A 26667-nucleotide genomic window follows, 5' to 3' on the forward strand; every position below is an offset into this window, starting at 1 on the left:
GTCGCTCGCTCATGCTGCCTCAGTCTAGGGTCCCGGGCCCGAGGCTCCCGACGGGGTCAGCGCACCCGTTCCTCGGCGGCGTTGAGGACACCGATGATCTGGTCGTAGTCGCCGCGCACCTCGGCGTACCGCAACAGCTTGACCTGCTCCACGAGCACCTCGTGAGCCTCGGGATCGGCCTCCAGGAGCGCCATCACCTCGTCGACGTACGCGTCGAGCGGCATCGCGTGCTCGGAGCTCTCGTGCCCCGGCATGAGGGTGGTCCGGACCGCCGGCGGGACGAGCTCGGTGACCTGGATCCCGATCGGCGCCAGCTGCATCCGGATCGACTCGGTGAGCTGGTGGATGGCCGCCTTGGTCGCGTTGTAGGTGGGCGTGAACCGCAGCGGCGTGTGGGCCAGCCCCGAAGAGACGGTGAGGATCGTGGCGCCGGGGCGCGTGCGGAGGTGCGGCACCAGCGCGTCGACGAGCCTGATCGGGCCGAGCAGATTGGTCACCACAGTCTCCTCGGCATCAGCGAGGAAGCCCGGCGTGGTCCAGTCCTCCAGGCGCATGATCCCGGCCATCGTGACGAGCACGTTCAGGTCCGGGAAGCGGCCGACCACGTCGGCGGTCGCCTCCGCGATAGAGGCGGCGTCGGCGGTGTCGATGCGGACGGTTTCGAAGCCGTGCACCTGGGCGAGCTCGGCGAGCAGCGACGTACGCCGCCCGCCGATGATCACGGTGTTCCCTCGCGCCTTCAGGCGGAGGGCGAGAGCGAGGCCGATCCCGGAGGTCGCGCCGGGGATGAAGATGGTGTTTCCGGTGATGTTCATGCCTCCACCCTGCGGCGCCGGATCCGGCCGCGGGAGAGACCCGACGATCGTAGGACCGGCGATCCCTGGTTGCGCACGAGGCCACGCCGCATGATGGATGCCATGGACCGTGCCTCGCTCGCCGACTTCCTCCGACGCCGCCGGGAGGCGCTCCGCCCGCAGGACGTCGGCCTGGTCGCCGGACCGCGCCGACGCACACCCGGCCTGCGCCGTGAGGAGGTCGCCGCGCTGACCGGGATGTCGACCGACTACTACGTACGCCTCGAGCAGCAGCGCGGCCCGCAGCCCTCCGACCAGATGCTGTCGGCGCTCGCCCGGACGCTGCGGCTCACCGTCGACGAACGTGATCATCTCTACCGGCTGGCCGGTCACCACGCGCCGCGGCGTACGTTCGAGGACCGCCACGTCACACCCGCGCTGCTGCGCGTGCTGGACCGGCTCGAGGACACCCCGGCGATGATCATGTCGGCGCTCGGCGAGACGCTGGTCGCCAATCGGCTCGCGATCACGATCTTCGGGGACCGGCCGGCGTTGACCGGCTGGGACCGGTTCGAGGCCTATCGCTGGTTCACCGATCCCTCGACCCGTGGGGTCTACCCGCCGGAGTTTCACCAGACCCATGGCCGCGGCCTGGTCGCATCGCTGCGGATGGCCCACGGCGCCCTCGGCGAGCGGTCCCGCGCCGGTGATCTCGTCCGGCTCCTCAGCACCCGGTCCGAGGAGTTCCGCGACCTGTGGGAGCGCCACGAGGTGACGCACAGGTTCGAGGACCACAAGACGCTGCTGCACCCGCAGGTCGGCCGCATCGACGTCGACTGCCAGATCCTGTCCACCCAGGACCAGAGTCAGGTGCTGCTGGTGCTGACACCGGTGCCCGGCAGCGAGGCCGAGGAGAAGATCCGGCTGCTCTCGGTCCTCGGCCACGAGCAGTTCAGCACCCCGTAGCGCGGCAGCATCTAGACCGGCAGTCCCTTGCCCACGTCGAGGACGAGGACCGCCATGTCGTCCGACGGTGGCGTGGTGGAGAAGTCGGTGACCGCGCGCAGCAGTCGGTCGGCGACCACCTGAGCCCCGGTGCCGATGCCGGCGGCGAGGACGGCCTCGACCCCGGCCTCCTCGAACATCGGCTCCCCCGCACGCCGCTCGAGCACACCGTCGGTGACGACGACGAACCGGTCGCCGCGGGTGACCGTCACCTCCTCCTCGATGTAGTCGACCGCGTCGATCACGCCGAGGAGCGGCTGCGGCCGCCCGACCCGACGTGCCGCCACACCGGGCCGGGCGCGAGTGACCAGGAACGGCGGCGGATGGCCGGCACAGACGAGCCGCAGCCGGAACCGGGACGCGGTGGTGACCTGGATCGTCCCGCACACCATCGTCAGGAACCGACCCCGCGAGCCCTCGTCGCAGATCGCGGCGTTGAGGCGTTCCAGGGTCGGCGCGATCGGGATGCCGGCCCGCATCAGCGCCCGCACCGTGTGGCGCGACATCCCGGCGACCGCGGCCGCCTCCGGCCCGACTCCGCACACGTCTCCCACCATGAAGCCCCAGCGGCCACCGCCCAGCGCGAAGATGTCGTAGAAGTCGCCGCCCGCGTCGTTGAACTCGCCCGTCGGCTCGTAGCCCACCCCGATGTCGACGCCGGGGATCTCCGGCAGCACCGCCGGCAGCAGGCTGCGCTGCAGCGACTGGCCGATCTCGTGGAGCTCGGTGTGGGCGCGGGCGTTGTCGATGGCCAGCGCCGCTCGACGCGCCACCGACTCCGCCACCAGCAACCGCTCGCGGCGCAGCGGCTCACCGGCGGGCCGGCCGAGGGTGAGCCAGCCGATGATCCGGTTGCGCGCCTCCAGCGGCAGGATCGCGACCTCACCCGGGAAGTCGGGCTCGGCAGGGGCCACCCGGCCATCCGGTGCGGCCTTCTCCAAGGCGTCCTGCACGGCGTCGAGCTGGTGCTCGTCGGCGTGCCAGGCGAACTGGAGCCGAGGCTGGTCGCGGGCGTCGTTGAGGTAGATGCCGCACCACGTCGCCAGCCGCGGCACGATGATCTGCCCGGTCATCACCGTCGTCGCCTCCAGGTCCAGCGACGCGGCCAGCATGACGCTGGACTCCCCCAGGAACGAGAGCCAGGCGCGGCGCTCGCTGTCGGAGGCCCTGGTCGCGGCGCGGTCGACGCTCGGGGCGGCCCAGTCGGCGACCCGCTGGAGCCGCGCGCCGTCCTCGGTCGTGAAGCTGCCCGGGGCGGCCCGTCCGATCGCCAGCGTCCCGATCACGCGCCCGTCGAAGGCCACCGGCGCCGTCACCAGCGAGCGCAGGTCGAGCTCCCTGAGCAGCTCGACCGGGGTCGCCCGCAGATCGCTGATCGACAACGGCCGGAACGAGGCCTGCAGACCCGGTGCACCGGTCTCACCGCGACGTACGCGCCGCCCCTGGATCGGCACCGCGGACCCGCTCGTGGCCGCCACCACGAACCGGTCCTCCATCTCGTCCTCGAGCAGCAGGTAGGCAGCATCGGCGCCGAACCGGTCGCGGGTCTGCTCCACGACCAGCTCGAGCATGTCCGCGAGCGGCAGCTGGTTGAGGGCCAGCCCGCTCAGTCCCAGCGGATCCTCGCCTGCGGCAGAGGCGGTCCCGCGGCGGCGTACGTCCTGGTCCTCGGGGCCGTCACCGGCGGGCGCCTCGACGCCGAGAGTCTCCTCGACCAGCGCGAACGCCGCCCACACCCGCTTGTGGTCCTTGCGGTATTCCACACCCCACGCCGTGGACAGCGCCGAGGTGATGAGGAGACCGCGGCCGTGCTCGCCGGCACCGGGGCGGGCGTTGGCCCCGACCGGGAGCACCCGGGTGGGGTGCTGGTCGAACACGTCGATGCGGAGCCGGTCCTCCTCGCGGACGACCGCCACCGTCATCGGGGTGCCGGCATGGGTCACCGCGTTGGTCACCAGCTCGCTGGTGAGCAGCACGGCGTCGTCGAGGAGGTCGTCGAGGCCCCATTCGGCCAGCACGGTCCGGGCGAAACGGCGCGCTTCGGAGACCGACGTGGGTGCCGGTTCGAAGGTGCGCGAGAGCGACTTGACTCCGGTGCTCATGGCCACCGCCGATTCTGCACCCGTTTGGCGTCGGAATGGGACCGATCGGCCGAAGGCCGCGGTGCACAGGTCAAGGAATTACCAGAATCGGTGGTGAACGTTCGTTTGCGAGCCGCAGCAGGATGATCAGTGCGACACTGCAGCAGACGCGCGAATCAGCGCGAGAGGAGGCGAGATGCCCTCATCGCCGGGCACATCGGCGGATGCATCGGCCAGCACCACGCTCCCCGAGCAGGTGCCGGTCGATCCGATCGCGCTGCGCCGACTCAGAGACAGCATGACCGCGATGCGCGACGGCGTCTTCACGGGGCGCCTCGAGCCCATCGACGGCCCGCTCGGCGAACTCGCCTCCCTCCACAACGAGATCGCCGAACGACTGAGCCACCTGAGCGGCGAGCTCGCCCGCGTACGCCGCGAGGCCGGTCGCGACGGGCATCACGACGAGCGACTCCGGCCGAGCGTCGGCGGCGGTGCCTGGGCAGGTGCCGTCGAGGACGCCAACAACCTGGTCGCCGATCTGGCCCGCCCGACGGCCGACGTCGCCCGGGTCGTCGCCGCGGTCTCCGCGGGTGACCTCACCCAGACGATGGCCGTACGTCACGGCAGCCGCGCCCTCAAGGGCGACCCGCTGCTGGTCGCGAAGAGCGTGAACGGCCTGGTCGCCCAGCTCGCCACGATCACCGAGGAGATCGCCCGGGTCACCCGCGAGGTCGGCACCGAGGGCAAGCTCGGCGGACGCGCCCGCGTGCGCAACGCCTCCGGCACCTGGCGGGACCTGATCGACGCGGTCAACACGATGTCCTCGCGCCTGACCGCCCAGGTCCGCGACATCGCCGAGGTCACCACCGCCGTCGCCAACGGCGACCTGTCCCGCACGGTCACCATCGAGGTCTCCGGCGAGATGGCGCAGCTCAAGGACACCGTCGACCGGATGGTCGGCCAGCTCTCGTCCTTCGCCGCCGAGGTCACCCGCGTCGCCCGCGAGGTCGGCACCGAGGGCCGGCTGGGCGGCCAGGCCGACGTGCGCGGTGTCTCCGGCACCTGGCGCGACCTGACCGACTCGGTCAACACGATGGCCTCCAACCTGACCTCCCAGGTGCGTGGGATCTCCTCGGTCGCCAAGGCGGTCGCCCGCGGCGACCTCTCGCAGCAGATCACCGTCACCGCGCGCGGTGAGGTCGCCGAGCTCGCCGAGACGCTCAACTCGATGACCGCCACGCTGCAGACCTTCGCCGACGAGGTCACCCGCGTCGCCCGCGAGGTCGGCACCGAGGGCCGCCTCGGCGGCCAGGCCGAGGTCCCCGGCGTCGCCGGCCGGTGGAAGGACCTCACCGACTCGGTGAACTCGATGGCGTCCAACCTGACCAACCAGGTCCGCGACATCGCCCAGGTCACCACCGCCGTGGCCGGCGGCGACCTGTCGCAGAAGATCACCGTCGACGTACGCGGCGAGCTGGCCGAGCTCAAGACCACCGTCAACACCATGGTCGACCAGCTCTCCGCCTTCGCCGACGAGGTGACGCGTGTGGCCCGCGAGGTCGGCACCGAAGGCATGCTGGGCGGCCAGGCCGAGGTGCCCGGCGTCGGTGGTCGCTGGAAGGACCTCACCGACTCCGTCAACTCGATGGCGAGCAACCTGACCAACCAGGTCCGCAACATCGCCCAGGTCACCACCGCCGTCGCCGGCGGCGACCTCTCCCAGAAGATCACCGTCGACGTACGCGGCGAGCTCGCCGAGCTCAAGACCACCGTCAACACCATGGTCGACCAGCTCTCCGCCTTCGCCGACGAGGTCACCCGCGTCGCCCGTGAGGTCGGTGGCGAGGGCCAGCTCGGCGGCCAGGCAGCGGTGCCCGGTGTCTCCGGCACCTGGCGCGACCTGACCGACTCGGTGAACTTCATGGCCGGCACGCTGACCGCCCAGGTCCGCAACATCGCCCAGGTCACCACGGCGGTGGCCCGCGGTGACCTGAGCCGGCAGATCACCGTCGACGCCCGCGGCGAGATCCTCGAGCTCAAGTCGACCATCAACACCATGGTCGACCAGCTCTCCTCCTTCGCCGACGAGGTGACCCGTGTGGCCCGCGAGGTCGGCACCGAGGGCCGCCTCGGCGGTCAGGCCGACGTCCACGACGTCTCCGGCACCTGGAAGGACCTCACCGACTCGGTGAACTCGATGGCGTCCAACCTGACCTCCCAGGTCCGCAACATCGCCCAGGTCACCACCGCCGTCGCCCGCGGCGACCTCACCCAGAAGATCACCGTCGACGCCCGCGGCGAGATCCTCGAGCTCAAGTCGACCATCAACACCATGGTCGACCAGCTCGGGTCGTTCGCCGACGAGGTCACCCGCGTCGCCCGCGAGGTCGGCACGGAAGGTGCGCTCGGCGGCCAGGCGCAGGTGCCCGGCGTCGCCGGCACCTGGCGCGACCTGACCGTCTCGGTGAACTCGATGGCGTCCAACCTGACCAACCAGGTCCGCAGCATCGCCCAGGTCTCCAAGGCGGTCTCCCAGGGCGACCTGTCGCAGAAGATCTCCATCGAGGCCCGCGGCGAGGTGGCCGCCCTGGCGGGCACCTTGAACGCGATGGTCGACACCCTGCGTACGTTCGCCGACGAGGTCACCCGCGTCGCCCGCGAGGTCGGCACCGAGGGGTCGCTGGGCGGCCAGGCGCACGTACGCGGCGTGGCCGGCACCTGGAAGGACCTCACCGACTCGGTGAACTCGATGGCGTCCAACCTGACCTCCCAGGTCCGCAACATCGCCCAGGTCACCACCGCCGTCGCCCGCGGCGACCTCACCCAGAAGATCACCGTCGACGCCCGCGGCGAGATCCTCGAGCTCAAGTCCACGGTCAACACCATGGTCGACCAGCTCTCCTCCTTCGCCGACGAGGTCACCCGCGTCGCCCGCGAGGTCGGCACCGAGGGCAAGCTCGGCGGCCAGGCCGAGGTCGCCGACGTCTCCGGCACCTGGCGCGGCCTGACGGAGAACGTCAACCAGCTCGCCTCGACGCTGACCACGCAGCTGCGCGCGATCGCCGAGGTCTCCGCCGCGGTGACCCAGGGAGACCTGAGCCGGCAGATCACCGTCGGTGCCGCCGGCGAGGTCGCCGACCTGAAGGACAACCTCAACGAGATGATCGACTCGCTGCGGGAGACCACCAAGGCCAACGAGGACCAGGACTGGCTCAAGACCAACCTGGCCCGGTTCACCGGCCACATGCAGGGCGGTCGTGACCTCCTCGAGGTCGCCCGGCTGATCGTCTCCGAGCTCACCCCGCTGGTCGGCGCCCAGCAGGGCTCGATCTTCCTCACCGACCAGACCTCCGAGCACGGCGGCCCGAAGGTGCTGCGCCGGATCGCCTCCTACGGCTACCAGCCGAGCCCGGACGTGCCCGACGTCTTCGCCGTCGGCGAGGGCCTGGTCGGGCAGGCCGCCTACGACCGCCAGCCGATCGTCGTACGCGACGTGCCGCCCGGCTTCCTGCGGATCTCCTCCGGGCACGGGTCGGCCGCCGCGACCTCGATCGTGGTCCTCCCGGTCGTCTTCGAGGAGAAGGTGATCGGCGTCGTCGAGCTCGCCTCGTTCCGGCCCTTCAGCGCCGTCCACATGCAGTTCCTCGAGCAGCTCGCCGAGTCGATCGGGGTCTCGCTCAACGCGATCATGGCCAGCTCGCGCACCGAGGAGCTGCTGGTCGAGTCGCAGCGCCTCGCCGCCGAGCTCCAGGACCGACAGGACGAGGGCGCACGGCAGCAGGTGGAGCTGCAGGAGACCAACGCGGCGCTCGAGGAGAAGGCTCGCCAGCTCGCCGACCAGAACCAGGCGATCGAGATCAAGAACCTCGAGATCGAGGAGGCCCGGCGCGGCCTGGAGGAGCGCGCCGAGCAGCTCGCCCTCTCCTCGCGCTACAAGTCGGAGTTCCTGGCCAACATGTCGCACGAGCTGCGTACGCCGCTCAACTCGCTGCTCATCCTGGCCCGGCTGCTCTCCGACAACGTCGACGGCAACCTCAACGCTCGTCAGGTGGAATACTCCCGCACCATCCACGGCGCCGGCACCGACCTTCTCCAGCTGATCAACGACATCCTCGACCTCTCCAAGGTCGAGGCCGGCAAGATGGACGTCCACGTGACCGATGTGGACGTGACCTCGGTCGTCGAATACGTCGAGGCGACCTTCCGGCCGCTGACCGCGGAGAAGGACCTCGACTTCATCGTCAGCGTCGACCCCGACGTGCCCCGCCTGCTGCGCTCGGACCAGCACCGGCTCCAGCAGGTGCTGCGCAACCTGCTCTCCAACGCGGTGAAGTTCACCGACAGCGGCGGCGTACGCCTGCTGATCCGCAACGCCTCCGGCGAGCGGTTCTCGACACCGAGCCTGCAGCAGGCGGACGCGGTGCTCGCCTTCTCGGTCGTCGACACCGGCATCGGCATCCCGCCCGAGAAGCTGAGAGTCATCTTCGAGGCCTTCCAGCAGGCCGACGGCACCATCAGCCGCAAGTTCGGCGGCACCGGTCTCGGCCTGTCGATCAGCCGCGAGGTCGCCCATCTCATCGGTGGCGAGATCCAGGTCAAGAGCGAGCCCGGGCACGGCAGCTCGTTCACGCTGTACGTCCCCAGGATCAGCGCCGAGACCCTCGATGCCCTGCCCGCGACGCCTGCGGCCGACGAGGATGCGACCGACACCAGGGCCGACCAGCTCCTGCTGGTGATCAGCGACGGCAACGACGAGGCCGGCCTCGGCACCAGTGCCGTCGTCGAGGCCCTCTTCGGCTCCGTCGACGAGGTCGAGACGGTCTTCGGCTCCACGCCCGAGGAGGCACACACCGTCCTGGCTGAGCGAGAGGTCGACTGCGTGGTGCTCGACCTGCCCCTGGCCGAGGGCGGCTTCGACGTCCTCCGCTGGATCCGCACCCACAAGCGCACCCAGCACATCCCGGTCGTGCTGAGCCGGGTCGGCGAGATGACCAGGGCCCAGCAGAACAGGCTGGACCGCTACGCCGAGACGATGACCCTCAAGACCCCGGCGACCACCGAGGAGGCGATCGACGAGGTGAGCGTCCTGCTCGGCCGCACGGGGGTGCAGCTCCGCCGGACGTACGTCACCGAGCCGACCGACAGCACCGGCCAGTTCGCGGGTCGGCGGATCCTGATCGTCGACGACGACGTACGCAACGTCTTCGCGCTCACCAGCGCGCTCGAGCAGCACGGCATCGACGTCCTCTACGCAGAGTCCGGAGAGGCCGGGATCGAGGCGCTGCAGCGGGAGCCGGGTGTCGATCTGGTCCTGATGGACATCATGATGCCGGGTATGGACGGACTGACCGCGATGCGGCTGATCCGCGACATCCCGCAGTTCAAGAGCCTGCCGATGATCGCGCTCACCGCCAAGGCGATGACGGGCGACCGGGAGGACAGCATCGCCGCCGGCGCCTCGGAATACATCACCAAGCCGGTCGACGTCGCCGACCTGCTCTCGTTGTTCCGGTCGTGGTTGCCATGAGCGAGCGCCAGCGAGCGACATCAGGCCTCAGGTCGCCGCTTCCGTACTCTCTGGTCTGTCCTACGGAGGCGGCGACATGAGCGAGCGCCAGCGAGCGACATCGGACCTGCAGCGGGCGAAGATCCTGCTGGTGGACGACCGGGCGGCCAACCTGGTCGCGCTCGAGGCGATCCTCGGCTCGCTCAACCAGACCCTCGTCCGCGCCGGATCTGGCGAGGACGCCCTCCGCGCCCTGCTCCACGACGACTTCGCGCTGATCCTGCTCGACGCCCAGATGCCCGGGATGGACGGGTTCGAGACGGCCACCCGGATCAAGGCCCGGGAGCGCACCAAGGACGTCCCGATCATCTTCCTGACCGCCAACGACTTCGACACCCACCTGGCCTATCGCGGCTATGCGACCGGTGCCGCCGACTTCCTGGCCAAACCGTTCGACCCGTGGCTGCTGCGGGCGAAGGTGCAGGTCTTCGTCGACCTGTGGCACGCCAGCCGCAAGCTCAGCACCCAGGCCGACCTGCTGCGCCGGTCGCTGGACGAGCGTCGTGCCTCGGTGCCCGGCCGGGTCGACGTCGATGTCGTCGCCGACCTCCGCGCCCGGCTGACCGGCGTGGAGGAGGCGGTCGCCGATCTGGACGGCGGCGCCGACATGGGCCCCGGCAGCGACGCCCGCCGCCGGCTCGGCCAGCGGATCGACGACCTCAGGCAGGCCCTCGACACGCTGGGATGATGCGCGTCCGCGCGGTAGGTCTCGACCCGCGGGTGCGGCTCCGCAGGCTCAGATCTTCGCGCGGTACTCGGCGAGGATCTTCTCCGCCTTCTCCTTGTCGGCGTCCTGCAGCGGGATGAGCAGCTCGGCGACCACGTCGGTCAGCTCGGCGACGCGCCGGTTGAGCTGACGCTGCTCCTGCACCTCGGCCTCGAGCGCCTCGATGCGGCGGACCAGCGAGGCCCGGGTGCGGGCCGCATCACGGGCGCCGCGCGCGATGTTCTTGATGCCGGATTCGTCGGACATGTCAGCTTCTTCCTACATTCCTTCTGCAACGTTGAGGGAGGGCCAGGAGGCGCGCAACCGCGCGACGCGCGGCAGCGGGTTGCCGAGCATGTCCTGGCCGTCATCGATCCCGAGGTGCTCCACGACACCGCCGGCCGCCTCGATCTCGGCCTTAACCAGATCCGGATCGATGCGGCGTACGAGGCCTTCGGGCTGCGGGTCGGGCAAGTCGTCGCCGGTCACCGCGAACTCGAGGAAGAGCTTGCCGCCGCCAGGCCGCAGCGCCATCTTCGACAGGGTCCACAGCTGGCTCCGCGCGGCCTTGTCGAGGCAGCCGATCAGGTCGCGGGCGTAGAGGTGGTGCGGGTCGCGGGCCAGCCGCGCGCCCAGGGTCAGCGTCGAGCGGAGCTCGCCGAGGATGAGCTGGTCGGAGACCAGCGGGAGCTTGTGGCGCTCGGCCCGGCGGCGTACGGCTGCCACGGCGGCGCGGGAGAAGTCCACCGAACGCACCTGGTGGCCCTTGCGGGCGAAGAAGCGACCGTCGCGCCCGACGGACCCGGCGCCGATGTCGACGACCTTCGCGTCCTCGGGAAGCTGCTCGAGGACCCACTCGCCGAACGCCGACTGCTTGCCCTCCAGCTCGCTCCCGTGGGTGCTGTGGAACTCGGTCCAGGCCCCCATGTCGGTGCGGAAGCCGCGCAGCCACCCGTCCAGACGGCGCACGCCGGCGGGCGGGTCGGCGTACTTGAACGACGGGTCCGGGGTGCGCCACTTCGGGCCGTAGATGAAGGCCAGCATCTCCTCGGGCTCGGCGGGAGCCGGGAAGTCGAAGCCGTGCAGGTTGATCGTCGAGACCGGCACGATCGCCTCGCGGCGCAGCCGGCCGGAGCGGTTGCCGAGCTGGTAGAAGACCGGCTCGCCGTTCGCGTCGGGGACGTAGAACGCCACGAAGATGTCGATGTGCACCTTGCGGCCGTCGGAGACCTGGTGCAGCACCTTGATGTCGCCACCGGACATCCGCAGGATGCTCCAGCCGCGCTCGCGCATGGCGCGCTCGATGGCGTAGGACTCGGTGATGATCTCGGCGGGGACGGTGTGCTTGGAGAGGTAGCAGACGTCGGTGTCGGAGTCGTGCCCGAGCATCCGGCCCTCGCGGATCGCACCGAGGAGCGCGCCGTAGTTGAGGTAGGCCTCGACGCCGATCACGTCACGGAGGTCGGCGAGGACACGCTGGGTGCCGTCGAGGATCTCCTCGCGGATGCTGGTGTCGGTGGCCTCGAACGACCGGGTCAGGTGGCCGACCTTGTCGACGCTGAGCGGGTTGCCGCCGCCGTCGACGATCGAGATGGCGCCCTCACCGGTGCCGAGGGAGACCTTGTCCTCGAACAGCACCTCACCCTCGTAGTCGGCGATCGTGATCGTCGCGGAGCCGTTGAGGAACCGGGTGAGCACGGTCGGCCACGGCACCATCGTGCCGCCGTCGGCCGGGTGGCCGTCGCGGTCGGGGGTGAGCGACCAGACGTACTGGCCGTCGACGGAGAGAATCAGCACCTGCGTCGAGGAGCCTCTGACGAGGACCCCCTCGTCGGAGATCTCGAACTGTCCGCCGGGTGTGGGGGCACTGACGGTCACGAGACCTGGGCACCTTCTCGCGCGATCGCCTTCCGCAGAGCCGTGCTGCTGGTCTGGAGCGTGTAGGGGAAGTAGACGACCTCGACACCGACCGACGCCATCTTCTTCTCGAGGTTGTCGCCCTTCTCGGTGCCCTTCCAGTCGTCACCCTTGAAGAGGTGGGTGAACCCGACCTCGCGCCAGGAGTCGACCTTGTCGGTCGTGCGCTCGGCGTAGACCGCGTCCACGATCCCGATCGCCTCGACGATCTCGAGCCTCTCGACGAGCGGGACGGTCGGGATGATCCCCTTCGTCGTCTCGCAGACCTCGTCGGAGACCACACCCGCGATCAACGTGTCGCAGCGCTCGCGCGCCTGGCGAAGCATGTTGAGGTGACCGATGTGGAAGAGATCGAACACGCCAGGTACGTAACCGATGACCGGTCCCATGCCCACGCTTCCTCCAAGTGTTTGTCGAGTAGTTTGGGCGACTTTACACCCTGCTCCCCCACGGCCCTGATACAGGCCAGTATCCATGCCTCTCCACGCATCTCCGGAATCACCAGCGCGACACGCGGATGTGCACAGGAAGCCCGGCGACCTTACCCGAAGATGAACGGCACGTGGCCATCTATGACGAAGGCCGGGGTCAACTGGGCGGCATGACCCCGAGAACGACGAGCAGTCCCGGAAGGCCGAGGAACAGCATTCCGAGCAGGATCGGGCCACCGAGCACGCCTAGCAAGATGGTGGTCTTCGAGACGGCGTACCGCCGCAGGTAGGACACGGCGAGCACCCCGAATCCAGCGGCCGAGACGACCGACCCGAGGAGGTACGCCACCGAGCGCGGGCCGAGGTCGGCCGGGTCGCCGCTCGCTCCCAGCAGGATCGCACCGGCCTCCACCATGCTGCCGACCGCATCGAGCGCGAGCGTCGCGAAGGCACCCCAGAGAAGCACCGACATGGCCCATGGCGTCACGAACCGGACAGGACGCGTGGCCACCGACAGCAGTGCTACCGCGGCGCCCAGCACCTTCAGGCCCGTGACGGTCCAGTTCATGACGGAGAGGCCGGTGGCGTACTCGGCGTAGCGACCTTCGGCGAAACGATCGGTGGCCTCGAAGACCACGTTCACTCCGGCGAACGCCAGACAGCCCAACGCCATCAGCACCGCGACAGCGAAGACGGCAGGGCCCGCGGCACGCGCCGCGGGCACCACCGGCCCCTTCTGGCTCTCGAGAGTCGTCACACTCCCGACGCTATGAGTCGCGGCGCGTCGAGACATCGGGGAATCCCCTACCCGAACCCGGAGCGCGCTACCTTCGATGCATGGACGTCGTCGAGATCGACGGGCTCCGCCTCGCCTTCCGGCGGGCCGGAAACGGCCCTGCGGTCATGTTCGTCCAGGACGGCCGCGCCTGGACCCCACAGCTCGACGCACTCTCCGACGAGTTCACCGTCATAGCGTGGGACGAACCCGGCGCCGGCGGCTCTGGCGACGTGCCCACGGGCTTCGCGCTGAGCGACTACGGCAACCACCTGGCCGGACTGATCCGCGCCCTGGACGTCTCGCCCTGCGCCCTCGTCGGGATCTCCTGGGGAGTGACGGTCATCCTCGAGGTCTATCGGCGTCACCCCGAAGTGACGCGAAGCCTGGTGCTCGCCGACGGCTACGCCGGTTGGCGCGGCTCGCTCGGACCTGACGAGGCCGACGCCCGACTCGCGGGCCTGCTCAACCAGCCGGCGGGCAGCTTCGACCCGACCCTCCCAGGCCTCTTCGCCGGCCCCGCGCCGGCGACGTTCGTGCCTCTGCTGGAGGCGATGGCAGCCGACGTACGCCGCCGCAGCATGCTGACCGCCCTGACCGCGATGGCCCACGCCGACCTGACCGACGTGCTCGGCACCGTCCAGGTGCCCACCCAGCTCATCTGGGGTGCCCTCGACGCGCGCTCGCCTCTGTCGGTCGCCCACGAGTTCGAGCGCCGCATCCCGGGGGCGGACCTCGCCGTCATCCCCGACTGCGGTCACGTCAGCAACCTCGAGGTCCCGCAGGCCTTCAACGACATCCTCCGCGACTTCCTCCGCCGCCACGCTGCATGAACCTCGCTCACGTACGAGATGCGCGGCGCCATCCGAGAATCGAGCGGGCCATCTCGTCCAGCACCTGCTGGCCCCAGCGGCCGCAGCAAAGCGGGTCGGTTCTGACTTGTCGCTTACCGCCAGATGAGGAGATTCACGCTCAGTTGTGGCTCCCCGGGTAGGAGTCGAACCTACGTCGCTAGTCCTGATTCAAAGTCAGGCGGGCCCTGCCGGCAGACCAACCGGGGAACGTACGCCGAAACGCACGGGACAACTGTAGACGGCCGACCGGGCCCGCACCGCACTGACTCGATCCAGACGTGCTGTCGAGTCAGTCGGCGACGGACGGACCGACGTACGTCCGGGCGGTTCCGGCACGCGGGCAGAGGAACGATCGCGGAGTTTGTCCACGCTCGCCGCGCACGAGGCCAGAGGTCTGTGGATGGGGGTGATCAGGCCGTGTCGCGGCCGCATCGGCACATCATTGTCGCGTCGATGCTCGCAATGCCGTAAACAGAGCGGTTGGATGCGATACGTTGCCGCCATGCTCATCCTCGCGATCATCCTGTTCGGCATCGTGGCAGGCGGCGTGGCCCAGATCATCCTCGGCCGGTCGATGAAGGACGTCGACTGGACCACTGCCGTGGTGACGGGCCTGCTGGGCTCCTTCGTCGGCGGTCTGGGACTCAGCCTCCTGACCGGCAACGGCCTCGACCTCCACGCGACCGGCCTGATCGGGTCGATCCTGGGCGCCCTGCTCCTCACCTGGGCGTGGGGATTCTGGCGCCGCTCGCGCGAAGGCTGACTCACCCCATACGGGTGAAGCGGCGTCCACAGCCCGCCATCAGACTCTCCTCACCGATCGTCCCGCATCTGCTGGACTCAACGAAGAGGGCTTGTCATGGACATATTGAAGGACTTCGGAACCGTGCTCCTCTGGACGCTCTGGTTCTTCATCTGGATCGCCGCGCTGATGGTCTGGATCCGCTGCATCTTCGACCTGTTCGGGGACACGACGCTGAGCGGCTGGGCCAAGGCAGGATGGGCAGTCCTCCTGGTTCTGCTGCCCTGGGTGGGCGCGGTGATCTACCTGATCGCCCGCGGCCGCAGCATGAACGAGCGTCAGCAGGCCAAGGTCGCCGAGCTGCAGGCTGCCCAGAACGACTACATCAAGGAAGTCGCGGGCACACCGACGACGCCGGCCGACCAGATCGCGAGTGCCAAGGCACTTCTCGACGCCGGCACCATCACCCAGGCCGAGTTCGACACCCTGAAGGCCAAGGCCCTCAGCTGACCGATCGCGGCCTCCGCACCACCAGATGGCCTGGTGGCACCACCCGCAACGGGTGATGCCACCAGGCCATCGCACGTTCAAGAGTGGCGGAGTCACATCACCGAAGAGCCTCAAGGAGCCCCTGTCATGACAGACGAGTCCACCACCCCCGACCTCGAGATCGACGCGGCCTCCGTCTCCGACGGTGCCTACACCCTTCTCATCGCCGACTTCAGCGACACGGACACCGCATGGGAGGCGTACGAAGCGCTCAAGTCGGTCGAGGACGGCCGCAGCGTCGAGATCGAGGGCGTCATCGTCGTCAGGCGTACGACGGAGGGCAAGCTGGAGATCCAGAAGGCGACCGACCACAGCACGAAGTCAGGGCTCAAGTGGGGCCTCGTCGGCGGCATCGCGCTCGGCGTGATCTTCCCGCCCTCGATCCTCGGCAGTGCCGCGGTGGCCGGCGGCGCCGGCGCTCTTGCCGGAAAGCTGCGAGAGCGTCACCACCGCAGCGAGCTGGCAGAGCAGCTCCAGGACGCGATCGAGCCGGGCCATTCCGGCCTCCTCGCCCTCGTCTCCGACCCGGGCGAGATCAAGATCCGCAAGGCGCTCGACAAGGCGGAGAACGTCGTCGAGTCCGCCGTCGAGAAGGTCGCCGCCGACGACATCAAGGCTGCGGCCAAGGAGGCACAGGAGACCGACGCCTGAGGCACTGCGCCGAGGCGTCGATCCGGCACACGTCAGACGACGTCTCGGCGCAGCGACACCGCCGCGGCCAGCGCCGAGGCGGCCAGGGCGTACCCGAGCAGGACGACGGCTCCCACCACTGGGGCTTGGACGACCGGACCGCTCACACCCGTCTCGGCTGCGACCATCTCCAGCAGCTGGGTCGCTCCGGTGAGCGCCGAGGTTGCCCCTCCGGGCAGGAACGGATAGACGATGTTGGCCCCAGGGAGGATCATCACCAGGTTCTCGGCGAAGTAGAAGTACCCCAAGGTGATCCCGATCGCGATCAGCTGGTGCCGCGCGACCGCTCCGATGCCGACGCCCAGCACCATGTAGATGGCTGCCGCGACGCCATACCTCATCGCAGTGTCGAGGATGGCCTCGAAGCCGAGCCCGGGCACGATCCCGCGGGCGGAGGTGCCCGCATAGATGCCGGCGACCGCGAAGAGCCCCATCCCCAGCCCGTACGCCAGGCCGAGACCTCCGTAGGCGACCAGCTTGGCCACCAGCACCCGGCCCCGCCTCGGCACCGCGAGGAACGTGGTGGCCACGGTGCGATGACGGAACTCGCCGGTGATCGCCATGGTGCCGATCAGCGCAGGCACGAAGAGAGTGGCCCCGAGGAGGCTCAGGACTCCGGAGACGCCCTCGCTCGTGTCCATCCCCGGCATTGGTGGAGTGGCGTTCTCCGGTCCGGTCAGCGCGACGAGCGCAGTGAGCAGGCCGCCGCACGCGGCCGCGGCGACCAGGGTCCACAGGGCCAGCCGGGTTCGGGTCAGCCGCACGACCTCGCCTCGGACCGCATCCGTCAGCTCTCGCATGCCATCTCCTTCTCGATCATGCTCAGGTAGGCCTCTTCCAACGACGCGTGGTCGCTGACGAACTCGCTCAAGGAACCGGCCCAGAGGGTGCGGCCACCTTCGATGAGCACCAGGTCGTCGATGACCTGCTGCAGCTCGGTGAGCACGTGGCTGGACACCAGCACCGTTCCACCGGCGTCGGCGAAGGATCGCAGCAGGCGTCGAAGCCAGACGATGCCGGAGGGGTCGAGGCCGTTGGTCGGCTCGTCGAGGATCAGCCCGGACGGTTCCCCCAGCAGGGCGGTCGCCAGGGCCAGGCGCTGCCGCATCCCGGTCGAGAACCCGCGGATCCGCCGACGCGCCGCGGTGTGCAGGCCGCTCTCCTCCAGCACCTGGTCCACCCGGTCGCCGGGCACACCGATCAGCGCAGCCTGGGTCTGCAGGTGACCGCGAGCGGTCATCCCCGGGTGGGCACCGGCGAGGTCGCCGACGACACCCAGCACTCGGGCCGGACGGCTCAACGCGGCGTACGGCACCGCGTCGATCGTCGCGTACCCCTGGTCCGCACGAGCGAGGCCGGTGAGGATTCGCAAGGTGGTGCTCTTGCCCGCCCCGTTCGGCCCGATGAACCCGGTCACGCGCCCCGGCCGGGCGACCAGGTCGACCCGGGTCAGTGCGGGCATCGGGCCGAACGACTTGACCAGTCCTTCCGTACGCAGTGTCGGCCCCCGCAGCACCGCACTCCCCTTCGCCGCCATCCCCACGGGCTCGGCGCTCATGGTCGGGCCAGCGCGTCGAGCTCCGCAGCCGTCTCGGCGGCGTCCGAGGTGCTGATCAGCAGCTCGTCGAACCCCGCACCGAGCTCCCGGTCGCGCAACCGAATCCGCAACAGCGGCAGGCCGCGCGTCATCGAGACCAGCCTGCGGGTGCCATCGGGATGCCGAAAGGTGCCCAGCTTGCGATAACCGGAGATCACCAGACCCGAGCGCCAGCCGAGGACCTCCGAGCTCCATCCGGGCATCATGTCCACCGAGTCGACGGCGCTGAGCGGGATGGAGTAGCCCGCACGCCCGACCATCAGCCGCTCCCATCCGGGGAAGGTCAGTGTCAGGACGTGGTCCGCGACGGCGAGGGTTGTCATCTCGTCTCCTAGAATATACTCAGATCAGGAACATTCTTAGATTGAGAATAATGAGGGTCGCATGCAGTCGCAAGGCAATATCTCCGCGGTCGTGGCTCACCCAGTTCGCCTCCGGATCCTGCAGGCGGTGGGCGGCCGGGATCTGACCACCGCCCAGCTGCGGGAACTACTGACCGACGTCCCGCAGGCGACGCTGTATCGTCACATCGCGGTGCTCGTCGATGCCGGCGTCCTCGCCGTCGTGTCGGAGCGTCGGGTGCGCGGAACCGTCGAGCGCACCTACGCACTGGGCGAGCGGATGGCTCACGTCGAGCAGGCCGAGCTGGCGACGCTCTCCGACGAGCAGCTCAGAGCCAGCTTCCTCGCCTTCGTCGGTGAACTGCTCCGCACCTTCGAGAGCGCCTTGGACATCGGTGAGGCCAGCCGCAGCCATCTCGGGTTCGGCACCGGCGCGCTGTACGTCGACGAGGAGGACCTCATGCGGATCCAGCAAGGATTGAACGAGCTGATCGCCCCCTACCTCGACGCGAAGGCCGGCAAGCAGCGGGTCATGCTGTCCACCGTGCTCTTCCCGAGCGAATGAGGCGGCGTCCACCTATCGTCTGACCTATCGTGGCAGCGTGGACCTTCCCGTGATGCCGCCGATCAAACCGATGCTCGCGAAGCCCGTGAAGGGCGTGCCGACAGACGGCGGCCATGCGTTCGAGCCGAAGTGGGACGGGTTCCGGTGCATCGTGTTCAAGGACGGGGACGAGGTGGAGCTGGCCTCGCGCAACACCAAGCCGCTGACGCGCTACTTCCCCGAGGTGGTCGCGGCGCTGCGTGAGGCGCTGCCGGAGAAGATCGTGCTCGACGGGGAGATCTTCGTGGCGATCGGAGACCGGCTCGAGTTCGAGGTCCTGCAGCAGCGGATCCATCCGGCCAAGTCGCGGATCGACCTGCTGGCGGAGGAGACGCCGGCTGCGTACGCGGCCTTCGATCTGCTCGCGGTCGGCGAGGAGAGCTTCCTCGACAAGCCGCTGATCGAACGGCGGGCGGCGCTCGAGGAGATCTTCACGACCGTGACCTCGGACACCGTCCACATGTGCACGACGACGACCGACCCCGAGATCGCCCAGGACTGGTTCACCCGGTTCGAGGGCGCCGGGCTGGACGGGGTGATGGCCAAGCCGCTGGAGGCCCCTTACTCCCCCGACAAGCGGACGATGCTGAAGATCAAGCACTCTCGTACGGCGGACGTGGTCGTGGCCGGCTACCGCGAGCACAAGACCTCCACGCCGGAGAACCCGCTGCTCGGGAGCCTGCTGCTGGGTCTGTACGCACCCGGGGAGGACGGGCAGCCGGAGCTGCAGCACATCGGGGTCTCGGCATCCTTCACCGCCGCGCGACGCGCCGAGCTGTGGCAGGAGCTCCAGGAGCTGGTCGTCCCCATCGAGGAGCACCCGTGGGGCCGTTGGCAGGAGTTCTTGACCGCCAACCCCGACCGTGTCCCGGGCACCCAGAGCCGCTGGTCGCAGGGGAAGGACCTGTCCTTCACCCCGCTGCGCCCGGAGCGCGTGGTCGAGGTCGGCTACGACCACATGGAGGGACGCCGGTTCCGGCACACCGCCCAGTTCAAGCGCTGGCGCCCCGACCGCGACCCGGAGTCGTGCGGCTACGAGCAGCTCGAGGAACCCGTGGCGTACGAGCTGTCCGAAGTGCTCGGAGGTGCGGCTAAATCCCGCTAGGGTCGGAAGCATGAGCTACGACGTCGTACTGCTGGTCGAGCAGGCTCTCACGCTCGACGACGCCACCCGGGTTCACGGGCTCCATGAGGGAGTCGAGGACCCGGTCTACCACGTGCTGCTGCCCTTGGAGGATGCCGCCGCACGGATCGAATCGGCGATGGGCACGCTCAGCGCAGCCGAATACCTCGGCTCGGCGATGATGATGAACGAGATCGACCTCGACGCGGTGCGCGAGGAGGCCAAGGACGAGGCCGAGAAGGCCCTCGCCCAGACCCTGCAGGTCCTGAAGACGTCCGGCGCCTCCGCTCATGGCGAGCTCGTCCAGGACCCTGTCAAGGCGTTGCGTGCGAAGGTCGCGGCGGTCGACGGGCGGGAGGCGATCATCATGACCCGACCGCACGTGGTCGCTGAGTTCTTCCACGTCGACTGGACCCATCAGGCCCGTCGACACCTCGACGTCCCGGTGCTGCACCTGATCGAGCACGAGAACTTCGACGAGCAGGCCGGCGAGGGCGAAGGCATCACCGGGATGTGAGCGTCTCCGCCGCGCGGCACCGCCCCGATCGGGGGCAGTGACAGGTGCCACAGCGAAGGTTACCGCCCTGTTACCGGGTTGACGTGGCGGTCATGGTTGACAAACCGTAGTATCGACCGCGTCCGCTGTTCCGGGGGGATCCGGCGGACTGAAGTGCCTGCTCGTGCGATCGGGGGATCCGCGCTGAGCAGGCACTTCTACTATTTGTCGTCGATCCGGTTACCTTCCTCGTCCCAGTGGGAAGCGACCTTCTTGCTGGGCTGCACCCGCGGCGGCTCACCGGGCATCTTCGGGTAGTCGGGTGGGAAGTTCAGCTCACCCCCGGGCAGCTCCTCCCAGAGCTCGAGCAGCGGGGTGAGGTCGTACGCCTCGTCGTCGATCTGCGCCCAGCGGTCACCGTCGGCGAGCAGGTCGGGCACGGTGAAGAGGTTCAGCTCGCGGGGGTCCTTCAGGTCTGCCAGCTCCTCCCAGGTGAGCGGCGTGGAGACCGGGGCACCGGGTTTGGGCCGCAGCGAGTAGGCGCTGGCGATCGTCCGGTCGCGGTTGTTCTGGTTGAAGTCGACGAAGATGCGCTCCCCGCGCTCCTCCTTCCACCACGCGGTGGTCACTCCCCCGTCGCGGCGCTCCAGCTCGCGGCCGAAGCCGATCGCGGCGTGGCGGAGCTCCTCGAAGGTCCACTCCGGCCGGACGCGTACGTAGATGTGTACGCCGCGGTTGCCGCTGGTCTTCGCGAACCCGCGGAGGCCGAGCTCCTCGAGCGCCTCCCGGGCGACCCCGGCGACCCGCTTGACGTCGGCGAAGTCGGTGCCGGGTTGTGGATCGAGGTCGATCCGCAGCTCGTCGGGGTGATCGACGTCTGCGCGGCGTACCGGCCACGGGTGGAAGGTCAGCGTCCCCATCTGCGCGCACCAGACCGGGACCGCGATCTCGGTGGGGCAGATCTCCCGCGCCTTCCGCCCGCTGGGGAAGGCGATCTCGACCTCCTCGAGATAGTCGGGAGCACCCTTGGGCGTGCGCTTCTGGTAGAAGCCGTCGCCCTCCTTGTCGGTGGGCCCGGTGGCCAGCTTCATGCCCTCGCGCCAGCCGTCCGGCCAGCGCTCCAGAGCGGTCGGACGCTCGCGCAACGCCCGCATCAGCGGGTCGCCGACGGACGCGAAGAACTCCGCGACCATCAGCTTGGTCACCTCGGGGGTGCTGTCGGTCGCCTCGTAGATCACCCGGTCCGGGCTGGAGATCCGCACCTCGCGCTCGCCTGCCTGCACATGTGCCGCCGGTGTCTTCGCCATAGCGCCAACCTAGATGATCAGCTTGGGAAATGGCCCGAAATGACCAGCCGCCCCGGTGCACCGGATCGGTCGGCTGCCGCGTACTAGAGGCATGAAAACAGCAAAGGTCAGGCCTATCTCGGGTGCGGCCCTTGTGATCACCATCGTCAGCATCTTCGCCCTCGGCGCGTGCGGCGGGTCGGGCGAGTCCGCCGACTCCGGCTCCGTCGAATCGCTGGCCGACACGTCGGCCGGGAAGGCGGCAGGCCCGGAGGCAGCTCCGGAGGCAGCAGCGCCAGACGCCGACACTGCGGCCCCCAAGCAGGCCGTCACGAAGGCGTCGATCATCTCCACCGGCTCGGTCGCGCTCAGCACGAAGGACGTGGACAAGACGCGTACGCAGGTGCAGCACATCTCCGACAGGTACGCCGGTCAGGTCACCGAGCAGCAGACCAGCAACAGCGACGAGGACCCCGAGGAAGGCCTGGGCCACGCCCGGATGGTCCTGCGGATCCCGTCGAAGTCGTTCGACGCGGCGATGGCCGACCTCGAGAAGACCGCCACCCTGGTCGACACCAACACCACGACCACCGATGTCACCACCGAGGTCGTCGACACCGAGGTGCGGGTGAAGAACGCCCGGGCGAGCATCGAGCGGATCCGTACGCTGCTCTCCCGGGCCGAGGCGATTGGGGATGTCATCGCGATCGAGTCGGAGCTCGCCCGGCGTGAGGCCGACCTCAACTCGCTGCTCGCCCAGCAGGCGGCGCTCGAGGACCAGACCTCGCTGTCGACCATCACGGTCAGCATCGACCGTGCCGGTCCCGGCGGCTCCGACGACGACCCGGGCTTCCTGGCCGGCCTGAGCGCAGGCTGGGACGCCCTGGGTGCCTCGGCGCGCGTCCTCGCGGTCGCCCTCGGCGCGATCGTCCCGTGGACGCCGGTCATCCTGCTGCTCGTCGCACCCGCCTGGTTCCTCACCCGCCGCCGGAAGCAGACGTCCGCACCGGTGCCCGCCGCAGGCCCGGTGGAGGAATAACCGGTCGAGATCGGGGTGCTCGACGGCGTACGTTCTGAGCATGAGCGCGCTCGAGCACCCCGGCCTCGTCTTCCGCAGCCTCGACCCGTTCGACGGGGACGAGGCCCTGTTGAAGGGCTGGTACGAAGCGACCCGGCGTGGTTTCCACCAGTCCCGTGGCAACGACGACGGGATCAAGGTGTGGCGCGACCACACCCGCGCCGACTCGCTGACGCTGCTGGGGGCGTGGGCGGAGAGCACGGAGTTCTCCTCGGCCACGATCCCGGTCGCGACCTTCTCGTCCTGGACGTCGCCGGTCAACGTGGGCGGCGGCACCAGTCTGCCGACGCTGCTGATCAGCGACGTGACCGTCTCCCCCACCCACCGGCGTCAGGGGCTGCTGCGCAAGCTGATGACAGTCTCGCTCGCCGACGCGGTCGCCGCGGGTGTGCCGCTGGCGGCACTGACCGTCTCCGAGGGGTCGATCTACGGCCGCTTCGGGTTCGGCACGGCCACCCATCTGCGCCAGATCGAGGTCGATGTGACCTCGAAGTTCCGCTACCGCCCGGAGGTTCCCGCCGACGACGGCTCGGTGACGCTCGTCGAGCCTGCCGACGCCTGGAAGACGGTCGCCGGGATCTACGCCACCTTCCAGGAGCGCACCCGGGGATCGGTGACCCGGCCGCAGTTCTACGAGCCCTGGCTCTCCAGCGGCTACGACTTCGACGGCGACTCCAAGGGCGAGTCGAAGCAGCGGGCCGCGCTGCACCTGGACGCCTCCGGCAACCCCGACGGCTACGTCATCTACAAGACCGCCGACGAGCGCAACGACTCCGGGCTGCGGATGGCGCGGGTCGTCGATCTGGTGGCCCTGACCCCGGCCGCCTACCTGCGCCTGTGGCGGTTCCTGGCCGACATCGACCTCGTCGAGCGGGTCGTCTGGCGGAAGGCGCCGCTCCAGGACCCGCTCTACTGGGCACTCGCCGAGCCGTTCGTGATCAAGAGCGCCGAGCTCGACGACATGCTGTGGGTCCGCGTGCTCGACGTGCCGGCAGCCCTTCAGGCCCGGCCCTGGCACGCCGCGGGCGAGGTCGTCATCGGTGTCGACGACCCGCTCGGGCATGCTGCCGGTGCCTGGCGGATCGTGGTCGCGGGCGGCGCCGCGGAGGTCACCCCGACCGATGCCACACCGACCGTGGAGCTCGCCGCGGACACCCTCGGCGCGCTGTATCTCGGTGGCGTCGACGTACGCACCCTGGCGGCCGCCGGGCGGATCACCGGCTCTCCGGACGCGATCGAGACCTGGGCAGGGATGGCCGACGGCGGTCCGCTGCCCTACTGCATCACCGGGTTCTGACCGGCTCAGTCACGTCCGGGCTCGGCACCGATCAGGCTGATCCGGTCGCCACGGAAGTGGTAGTGGTGCATCGCGTCCAGCCTCGGTGCGTACGCATGCAGGCTGAGCGCCGGTGCCGAGCCGACGTTGCGTACGTCGTGGACGTGCCCGGCGTCGTGGGCCCGGGCGTCGCCGGGGCCGATGTCGGCGAGCTGCAGGCCGCCGAGCCAGTTGTGCTCGACCAGGCTGCCGGTGAGCACCGTGAAGGCGGTGGTCGCGGTGCCGTGGTCATGGAAGCCGGTGCTGGCGCCGGGCGCCCAGGCGATCAGCCACACCTCGACCGCGTCGTCGCGGTGGAGCAGGTGGAACTCTCGCCCGGTCGCGGGCGGCTCCACCCGAGTGATCAGGTCGTCGTCGGCGTAGGTGCGGAGTGCGTCCAGCAGGGGCTGTGTGGCAAGTGCAGTCATGGTGGCCTCCTCCAGAAGCGTCGTGGATTTAAGTATAGTAGATGACTCGACTTTGACAGCGGGCTTTGAAGACAACAGGACATTGAAATGGTGCGCCCACTCCAGACGTACCATGTGAGCTATGGGTTACAACGTGGAGAAGTCCGACGAGGAATGGCGGGCAGAGCTGACGCCCGAGGAGTACGCGGTGCTGCGTCAGGCAGGCACCGAGCGGGCGTTCACGGGTGAATACACCGACACCGAGACCAAGGGCATCTACTCGTGCAAGGCCTGCAAGGCCAAGCTGTTCGAGTCGGACACCAAGTTTCACTCCGGCTGCGGCTGGCCGTCGTTCTACCAGCCGATCAGCGACACGATCGAATACGTCGAGGACAAGTCCCACGGGATGGACCGGGTGGAGGTCCGCTGCGCCAACTGCGGCTCCCACCTCGGCCACGTCTTCCCCGACGGCTACGGCACCCCGACCGGCGACCGGTTCTGCATCAACTCGATCTCCATCTCGCTGGAGCCTGCAGACCAGTAGCCTGCGACCATGCGCATCGCGATGTGGTCGGGACCCAGGAATCTCTCCACGGCGCTGATGCGCTCGTTCGAGAACCGTCCCGACTGCAGCGTCGTCGACGAGCCGCTGTACGCCGCCTACCTCTCCGCCACCGGCCTCGACCATCCGGGGCGGGAGGAGGTGCTCACCTCCCAGCCGACCGACTGGCGGGTCGTGGCTCGTTCGCTGACGTCCGGCGAGATCCCGACCCCGGTCCAGTATCAGAAGCACATGACCCACCATCTCCTGCCGGAGACGGACCGCTCCGCCTTCGCCGGTCTCTCGCACGCGTTCCTGGTCCGCGACCCGGAGCGAGTGCTGACGTCGTACGCGAAGGTCCGTGAGGAGCCGACGCTGGAGGATCTCGGGCTGCCGCAGCAGGTCGCGCTCTTCGAGGAGTTCGGCGGGCCGGTGATCGATGCCGCCTCGATCCTGGACTCGCCGCGGGAGGCGCTGACCGGGCTGTGCGCGGCACTCGGGATCGGGTTCGACGAGGCGATGCTCTCGTGGCCGGCAGGCCGTCGCGACTCCGACGGCGTGTGGGCTCCGCACTGGTACTCCGGGGTGTGGGCGTCGACCGGGTTCGCGGCCTCCTCCCCCGGCGCCGCCGACCCGTTGCCCGCACGCCTGGCACCGCTGCTGGAGCGCTGTCTGCCCTACTACGATCGCCTCGCCCCCTATGTCATGGCCCCCGATATCGAGAACGGCGACTGATGCTGCAGACCTACGACCCCCGCAACGACGACCTCCAGGTCTGGATCAACGGCGAGCTCCGGCACCGCCTGGACGCACGGATCTCACCGTTCGACTCGCTCGCCCAGGGCGGCGACGGCGTCTGGGAGGGCCTGCGGCTCACCCAGGGACGCATCTTCAAGCTCGACGAGCACCTGCTGCGGCTGCGCCGTTCGGCGCGTGCCCTCGCGTTCTCCGACATCCCGTCGGATGCGTTCATGACGGAGGCGATCCGGGAGTGCCTGGCGGCCAACGTGATGTTTGACGACGTCCACATCCGACTCACCCTCTCCCGCGGGGTGAAGGTCACCTCCGGGATGGACCCCCGGCTCAACCAGTCGGGTCCGACGCTGATCGTGCTGGCCGAGTTCAAGTCGCCGGTCTACGACGACTCCGGGATCACGCTGATCACCGCGGCTCAGCGCCGCCCTCGCGCCGACATGATGGACCCGAAGATCCACCACAACAACCTGATCCCCTCGATCCTGGCCAAGGTCGAGGCCAACAATGCGGGCGCCGACGACGCGCTGATGCTCGACGATCTGGGCTTCATCGCGGAGACGAACGCCACCCACTTCTTCCACGTACGCGACGGGGTGCTGCGCACCTCGACGACCCGCGCGTGCCCCGAGGGCATCACCCGCGCCACCGTCCTGGACCTCGCCGCCGACCTCGGCCTGCCGGTGGACGTCGGCGACTTCTCGCTCACCGACGCCCACACCGCCGACGAGGCCTTCGTCACCGGCACCATGGGCGGCATCACCCCGGTCGTCACCCTCGACGGCCGGCCCATCGAGCGCGGCCCGGTGACGCAGCAGCTCGCCAAGGCGTACGCAGACCTGCAGGCGACCACGGGGACGGTTGTCGCGCGCTGAATGCTCACCGAGGTAACTCGGTGAACGCTCGGGTCCTGGGTCAGACGCTTACCGAGGTAACTCAGTAGACGCGCGCTTCCTTCGCGGAGTTCCACGAAGGAAGCTGCGTCCGACCGAGTTACCTCGGTGAACAGCCACACC

At 69.4% G+C, this 26667-nt stretch carries 26 protein-coding genes and 1 tRNA gene; 15 read left to right on the forward strand and 12 right to left on the reverse strand.

Translation table 11 applies throughout. The annotated features are described in order from the left end of the window. Nucleotides 1–56: 56 nt before the first annotated feature. Nucleotides 57–815: an SDR family oxidoreductase gene (locus WBG06_RS01430; protein ID WP_336734391.1), complete on the reverse strand. Its 759-nt coding sequence runs from the start codon at nucleotides 813–815 to the stop codon at nucleotides 57–59. Between the two features lie 102 nt (nucleotides 816–917). Here WBG06_RS01430 and WBG06_RS01435 point away from each other — a divergent pair, with 102 nt between their 5' ends. Beyond that, nucleotides 918–1760 (forward strand): helix-turn-helix transcriptional regulator, encoded by an 843-nt coding sequence (locus WBG06_RS01435; protein WP_336734393.1) that lies wholly within the window; start codon nucleotides 918–920, stop codon nucleotides 1758–1760. Between the two features lie 11 nt (nucleotides 1761–1771). Here the strand turns inward: WBG06_RS01435 and WBG06_RS01440 are convergent, their stop codons facing one another. After that, the gene (locus WBG06_RS01440; RefSeq protein WP_336734395.1) at nucleotides 1772–3901 is read right to left on the reverse strand and encodes a SpoIIE family protein phosphatase; all 2130 of its coding nucleotides are present in this window, start codon (nucleotides 3899–3901) and stop codon (nucleotides 1772–1774) included. Between the two features lie 175 nt (nucleotides 3902–4076). Here WBG06_RS01440 and WBG06_RS01445 point away from each other — a divergent pair, with 175 nt between their 5' ends. Both WBG06_RS01445 and WBG06_RS01450 read left to right on the forward strand, forming a co-directional pair. After that, entirely contained in the window at nucleotides 4077–9407 is a 5331-nt protein-coding gene (locus WBG06_RS01445; protein ID WP_336734397.1) for a HAMP domain-containing protein, read from the forward strand. 76 nt (nucleotides 9408–9483) lie between these two features. Next, a complete protein-coding gene (locus WBG06_RS01450; protein WP_336734399.1) occupies nucleotides 9484–10134 on the forward strand; it encodes a response regulator in 651 nt (216 codons plus the stop codon). A 48-nt stretch (nucleotides 10135–10182) separates the two neighbouring features. Here the strand turns inward: WBG06_RS01450 and WBG06_RS01455 are convergent, their stop codons facing one another. The 4 genes from WBG06_RS01455 to WBG06_RS01470 all read right to left on the reverse strand — a co-directional run bounded on the left by WBG06_RS01455 (nucleotide 10183) and on the right by WBG06_RS01470 (nucleotide 13257). Further along, on the reverse strand, nucleotides 10183–10419 hold the full coding sequence (locus WBG06_RS01455; protein ID WP_040756014.1) for a DUF6752 domain-containing protein: 237 nt from the start codon (nucleotides 10417–10419) through the stop codon (nucleotides 10183–10185). A gap of 12 nt (nucleotides 10420–10431) precedes the next feature. Further along, nucleotides 10432–12030 carry a class I SAM-dependent methyltransferase gene (locus WBG06_RS01460; protein WP_336734405.1) on the reverse strand — a complete coding sequence of 533 codons (1599 nt, stop codon included), beginning with the start codon at nucleotides 12028–12030 and terminating at the stop codon, nucleotides 10432–10434. Further along, the gene (locus WBG06_RS01465) at nucleotides 12027–12458 is read right to left on the reverse strand and encodes an adenylyltransferase/cytidyltransferase family protein (protein ID WP_183544210.1); all 432 of its coding nucleotides are present in this window, start codon (nucleotides 12456–12458) and stop codon (nucleotides 12027–12029) included. The genes WBG06_RS01460 and WBG06_RS01465 overlap by 4 nt, the downstream gene beginning before the upstream one ends. A 199-nt stretch (nucleotides 12459–12657) precedes the next feature. Then, nucleotides 12658–13257, reverse strand: a complete 600-nt coding sequence (locus WBG06_RS01470; RefSeq protein ID WP_336734409.1) for a hypothetical protein — start codon at nucleotides 13255–13257, stop codon at nucleotides 12658–12660. Nucleotides 13258–13337: 80 nt separating this feature from the next. On the opposite strand from WBG06_RS01470, the gene WBG06_RS01475 reads away from it, so the two are divergent. Beyond that, nucleotides 13338–14108 carry an alpha/beta fold hydrolase gene (locus WBG06_RS01475; RefSeq protein WP_336734411.1) on the forward strand — a complete coding sequence of 257 codons (771 nt, stop codon included), beginning with the start codon at nucleotides 13338–13340 and terminating at the stop codon, nucleotides 14106–14108. A 146-nt stretch (nucleotides 14109–14254) separates the two neighbouring features. Here the strand turns inward: WBG06_RS01475 and WBG06_RS01480 are convergent. Then, nucleotides 14255–14336 (reverse strand) — tRNA-Gln (locus WBG06_RS01480). A 295-nt stretch (nucleotides 14337–14631) separates the two neighbouring features. Here WBG06_RS01480 and WBG06_RS01485 point away from each other — a divergent pair. The 3 genes from WBG06_RS01485 to WBG06_RS01495 all read left to right on the forward strand — a co-directional run bounded on the left by WBG06_RS01485 (nucleotide 14632) and on the right by WBG06_RS01495 (nucleotide 16071). Continuing rightward, complete coding sequence (locus tag WBG06_RS01485) at nucleotides 14632–14892, forward strand: GlsB/YeaQ/YmgE family stress response membrane protein (RefSeq protein ID WP_336734413.1); 261 nt, start codon at nucleotides 14632–14634, stop codon at nucleotides 14890–14892. A 96-nt stretch (nucleotides 14893–14988) separates the two neighbouring features. Continuing rightward, a complete protein-coding gene (locus WBG06_RS01490; RefSeq protein WP_336734415.1) occupies nucleotides 14989–15381 on the forward strand; it encodes an SHOCT domain-containing protein in 393 nt (130 codons plus the stop codon). Nucleotides 15382–15507: 126 nt separating this feature from the next. After that, a complete protein-coding gene (locus tag WBG06_RS01495; RefSeq protein WP_336734417.1) occupies nucleotides 15508–16071 on the forward strand; it encodes a DUF1269 domain-containing protein in 564 nt (187 codons plus the stop codon). 32 nt (nucleotides 16072–16103) lie between these two features. Here the strand turns inward: WBG06_RS01495 and WBG06_RS01500 are convergent, their stop codons facing one another. The 3 genes from WBG06_RS01500 to WBG06_RS01510 are packed head-to-tail and all read right to left on the reverse strand — an operon-like array spanning nucleotide 16104 to nucleotide 18030. After that, complete coding sequence (locus WBG06_RS01500) at nucleotides 16104–16910, reverse strand: ABC transporter permease (protein ID WP_336734419.1); 807 nt, start codon at nucleotides 16908–16910, stop codon at nucleotides 16104–16106. Further along, nucleotides 16898–17668, reverse strand: coding sequence for an ABC transporter ATP-binding protein (locus WBG06_RS01505; RefSeq protein ID WP_336734421.1), 771 nt, complete (start codon nucleotides 17666–17668; stop codon nucleotides 16898–16900). The genes WBG06_RS01500 and WBG06_RS01505 overlap by 13 nt, the downstream gene beginning before the upstream one ends. Next, nucleotides 17665–18030, reverse strand: coding sequence for a hypothetical protein (locus WBG06_RS01510; protein ID WP_336734423.1), 366 nt, complete (start codon nucleotides 18028–18030; stop codon nucleotides 17665–17667). Before WBG06_RS01510 ends, WBG06_RS01505 begins: the two co-directional genes overlap by 4 nt. 91 nt (nucleotides 18031–18121) lie before the next feature. On the opposite strand from WBG06_RS01510, the gene WBG06_RS01515 reads away from it, so the two are divergent. From WBG06_RS01515 to WBG06_RS01525, 3 genes are read left to right on the forward strand one after another with little or no spacing between them, the layout of a single operon-like run. Continuing rightward, nucleotides 18122–18613 carry a helix-turn-helix domain-containing protein gene (locus WBG06_RS01515; protein WP_336734425.1) on the forward strand — a complete coding sequence of 164 codons (492 nt, stop codon included), beginning with the start codon at nucleotides 18122–18124 and terminating at the stop codon, nucleotides 18611–18613. A gap of 37 nt (nucleotides 18614–18650) precedes the next feature. Beyond that, entirely contained in the window at nucleotides 18651–19757 is a 1107-nt protein-coding gene (locus WBG06_RS01520; RefSeq protein WP_336734427.1) for an ATP-dependent DNA ligase, read from the forward strand. A 10-nt stretch (nucleotides 19758–19767) separates the two neighbouring features. Beyond that, nucleotides 19768–20292, forward strand: a complete 525-nt coding sequence (locus WBG06_RS01525) for a hypothetical protein (RefSeq protein ID WP_336734429.1) — start codon at nucleotides 19768–19770, stop codon at nucleotides 20290–20292. 200 nt (nucleotides 20293–20492) lie between these two features. On the opposite strand, the gene WBG06_RS01530 is transcribed toward WBG06_RS01525, so the two are convergent. After that, nucleotides 20493–21578, reverse strand: a complete 1086-nt coding sequence (locus WBG06_RS01530; RefSeq protein ID WP_336734431.1) for a DNA polymerase domain-containing protein — start codon at nucleotides 21576–21578, stop codon at nucleotides 20493–20495. Nucleotides 21579–21711: 133 nt separating this feature from the next. Between WBG06_RS01530 and WBG06_RS01535 the strand changes: the two genes are divergently transcribed. Both WBG06_RS01535 and WBG06_RS01540 read left to right on the forward strand, forming a co-directional pair. Next, nucleotides 21712–22596 carry a DUF4349 domain-containing protein gene (locus WBG06_RS01535; protein ID WP_336734433.1) on the forward strand — a complete coding sequence of 295 codons (885 nt, stop codon included), beginning with the start codon at nucleotides 21712–21714 and terminating at the stop codon, nucleotides 22594–22596. A gap of 40 nt (nucleotides 22597–22636) precedes the next feature. After that, the gene (locus WBG06_RS01540) at nucleotides 22637–23932 is read left to right on the forward strand and encodes a GNAT family N-acetyltransferase (protein WP_336734435.1); all 1296 of its coding nucleotides are present in this window, start codon (nucleotides 22637–22639) and stop codon (nucleotides 23930–23932) included. Nucleotides 23933–23937: 5 nt separating this feature from the next. On the opposite strand, the gene WBG06_RS01545 is transcribed toward WBG06_RS01540, so the two are convergent. Next, nucleotides 23938–24378, reverse strand: coding sequence for a cysteine dioxygenase (locus WBG06_RS01545; protein WP_336734437.1), 441 nt, complete (start codon nucleotides 24376–24378; stop codon nucleotides 23938–23940). A 121-nt stretch (nucleotides 24379–24499) separates the two neighbouring features. Between WBG06_RS01545 and msrB the strand changes: the two genes are divergently transcribed. The 3 genes from msrB to WBG06_RS01560 are packed head-to-tail and all read left to right on the forward strand — an operon-like array spanning nucleotide 24500 to nucleotide 26526. Next, a complete protein-coding gene (gene msrB, locus WBG06_RS01550; protein ID WP_336734439.1) occupies nucleotides 24500–24901 on the forward strand; it encodes a peptide-methionine (R)-S-oxide reductase MsrB in 402 nt (133 codons plus the stop codon). A gap of 9 nt (nucleotides 24902–24910) precedes the next feature. After that, a complete protein-coding gene (locus WBG06_RS01555; RefSeq protein WP_336734441.1) occupies nucleotides 24911–25633 on the forward strand; it encodes an HAD family hydrolase in 723 nt (240 codons plus the stop codon). Continuing rightward, complete coding sequence (locus tag WBG06_RS01560; protein WP_336734442.1) at nucleotides 25633–26526, forward strand: aminotransferase class IV; 894 nt, start codon at nucleotides 25633–25635, stop codon at nucleotides 26524–26526. The genes WBG06_RS01555 and WBG06_RS01560 overlap by 1 nt, the downstream gene beginning before the upstream one ends. Nucleotides 26527–26667 lie beyond the last annotated feature (141 nt).

It is taken from the genome of Nocardioides sp. CCNWLW239, from assembly GCF_037137035.1.
GTDB lineage: Bacteria > Actinomycetota > Actinomycetes > Propionibacteriales > Nocardioidaceae > Nocardioides.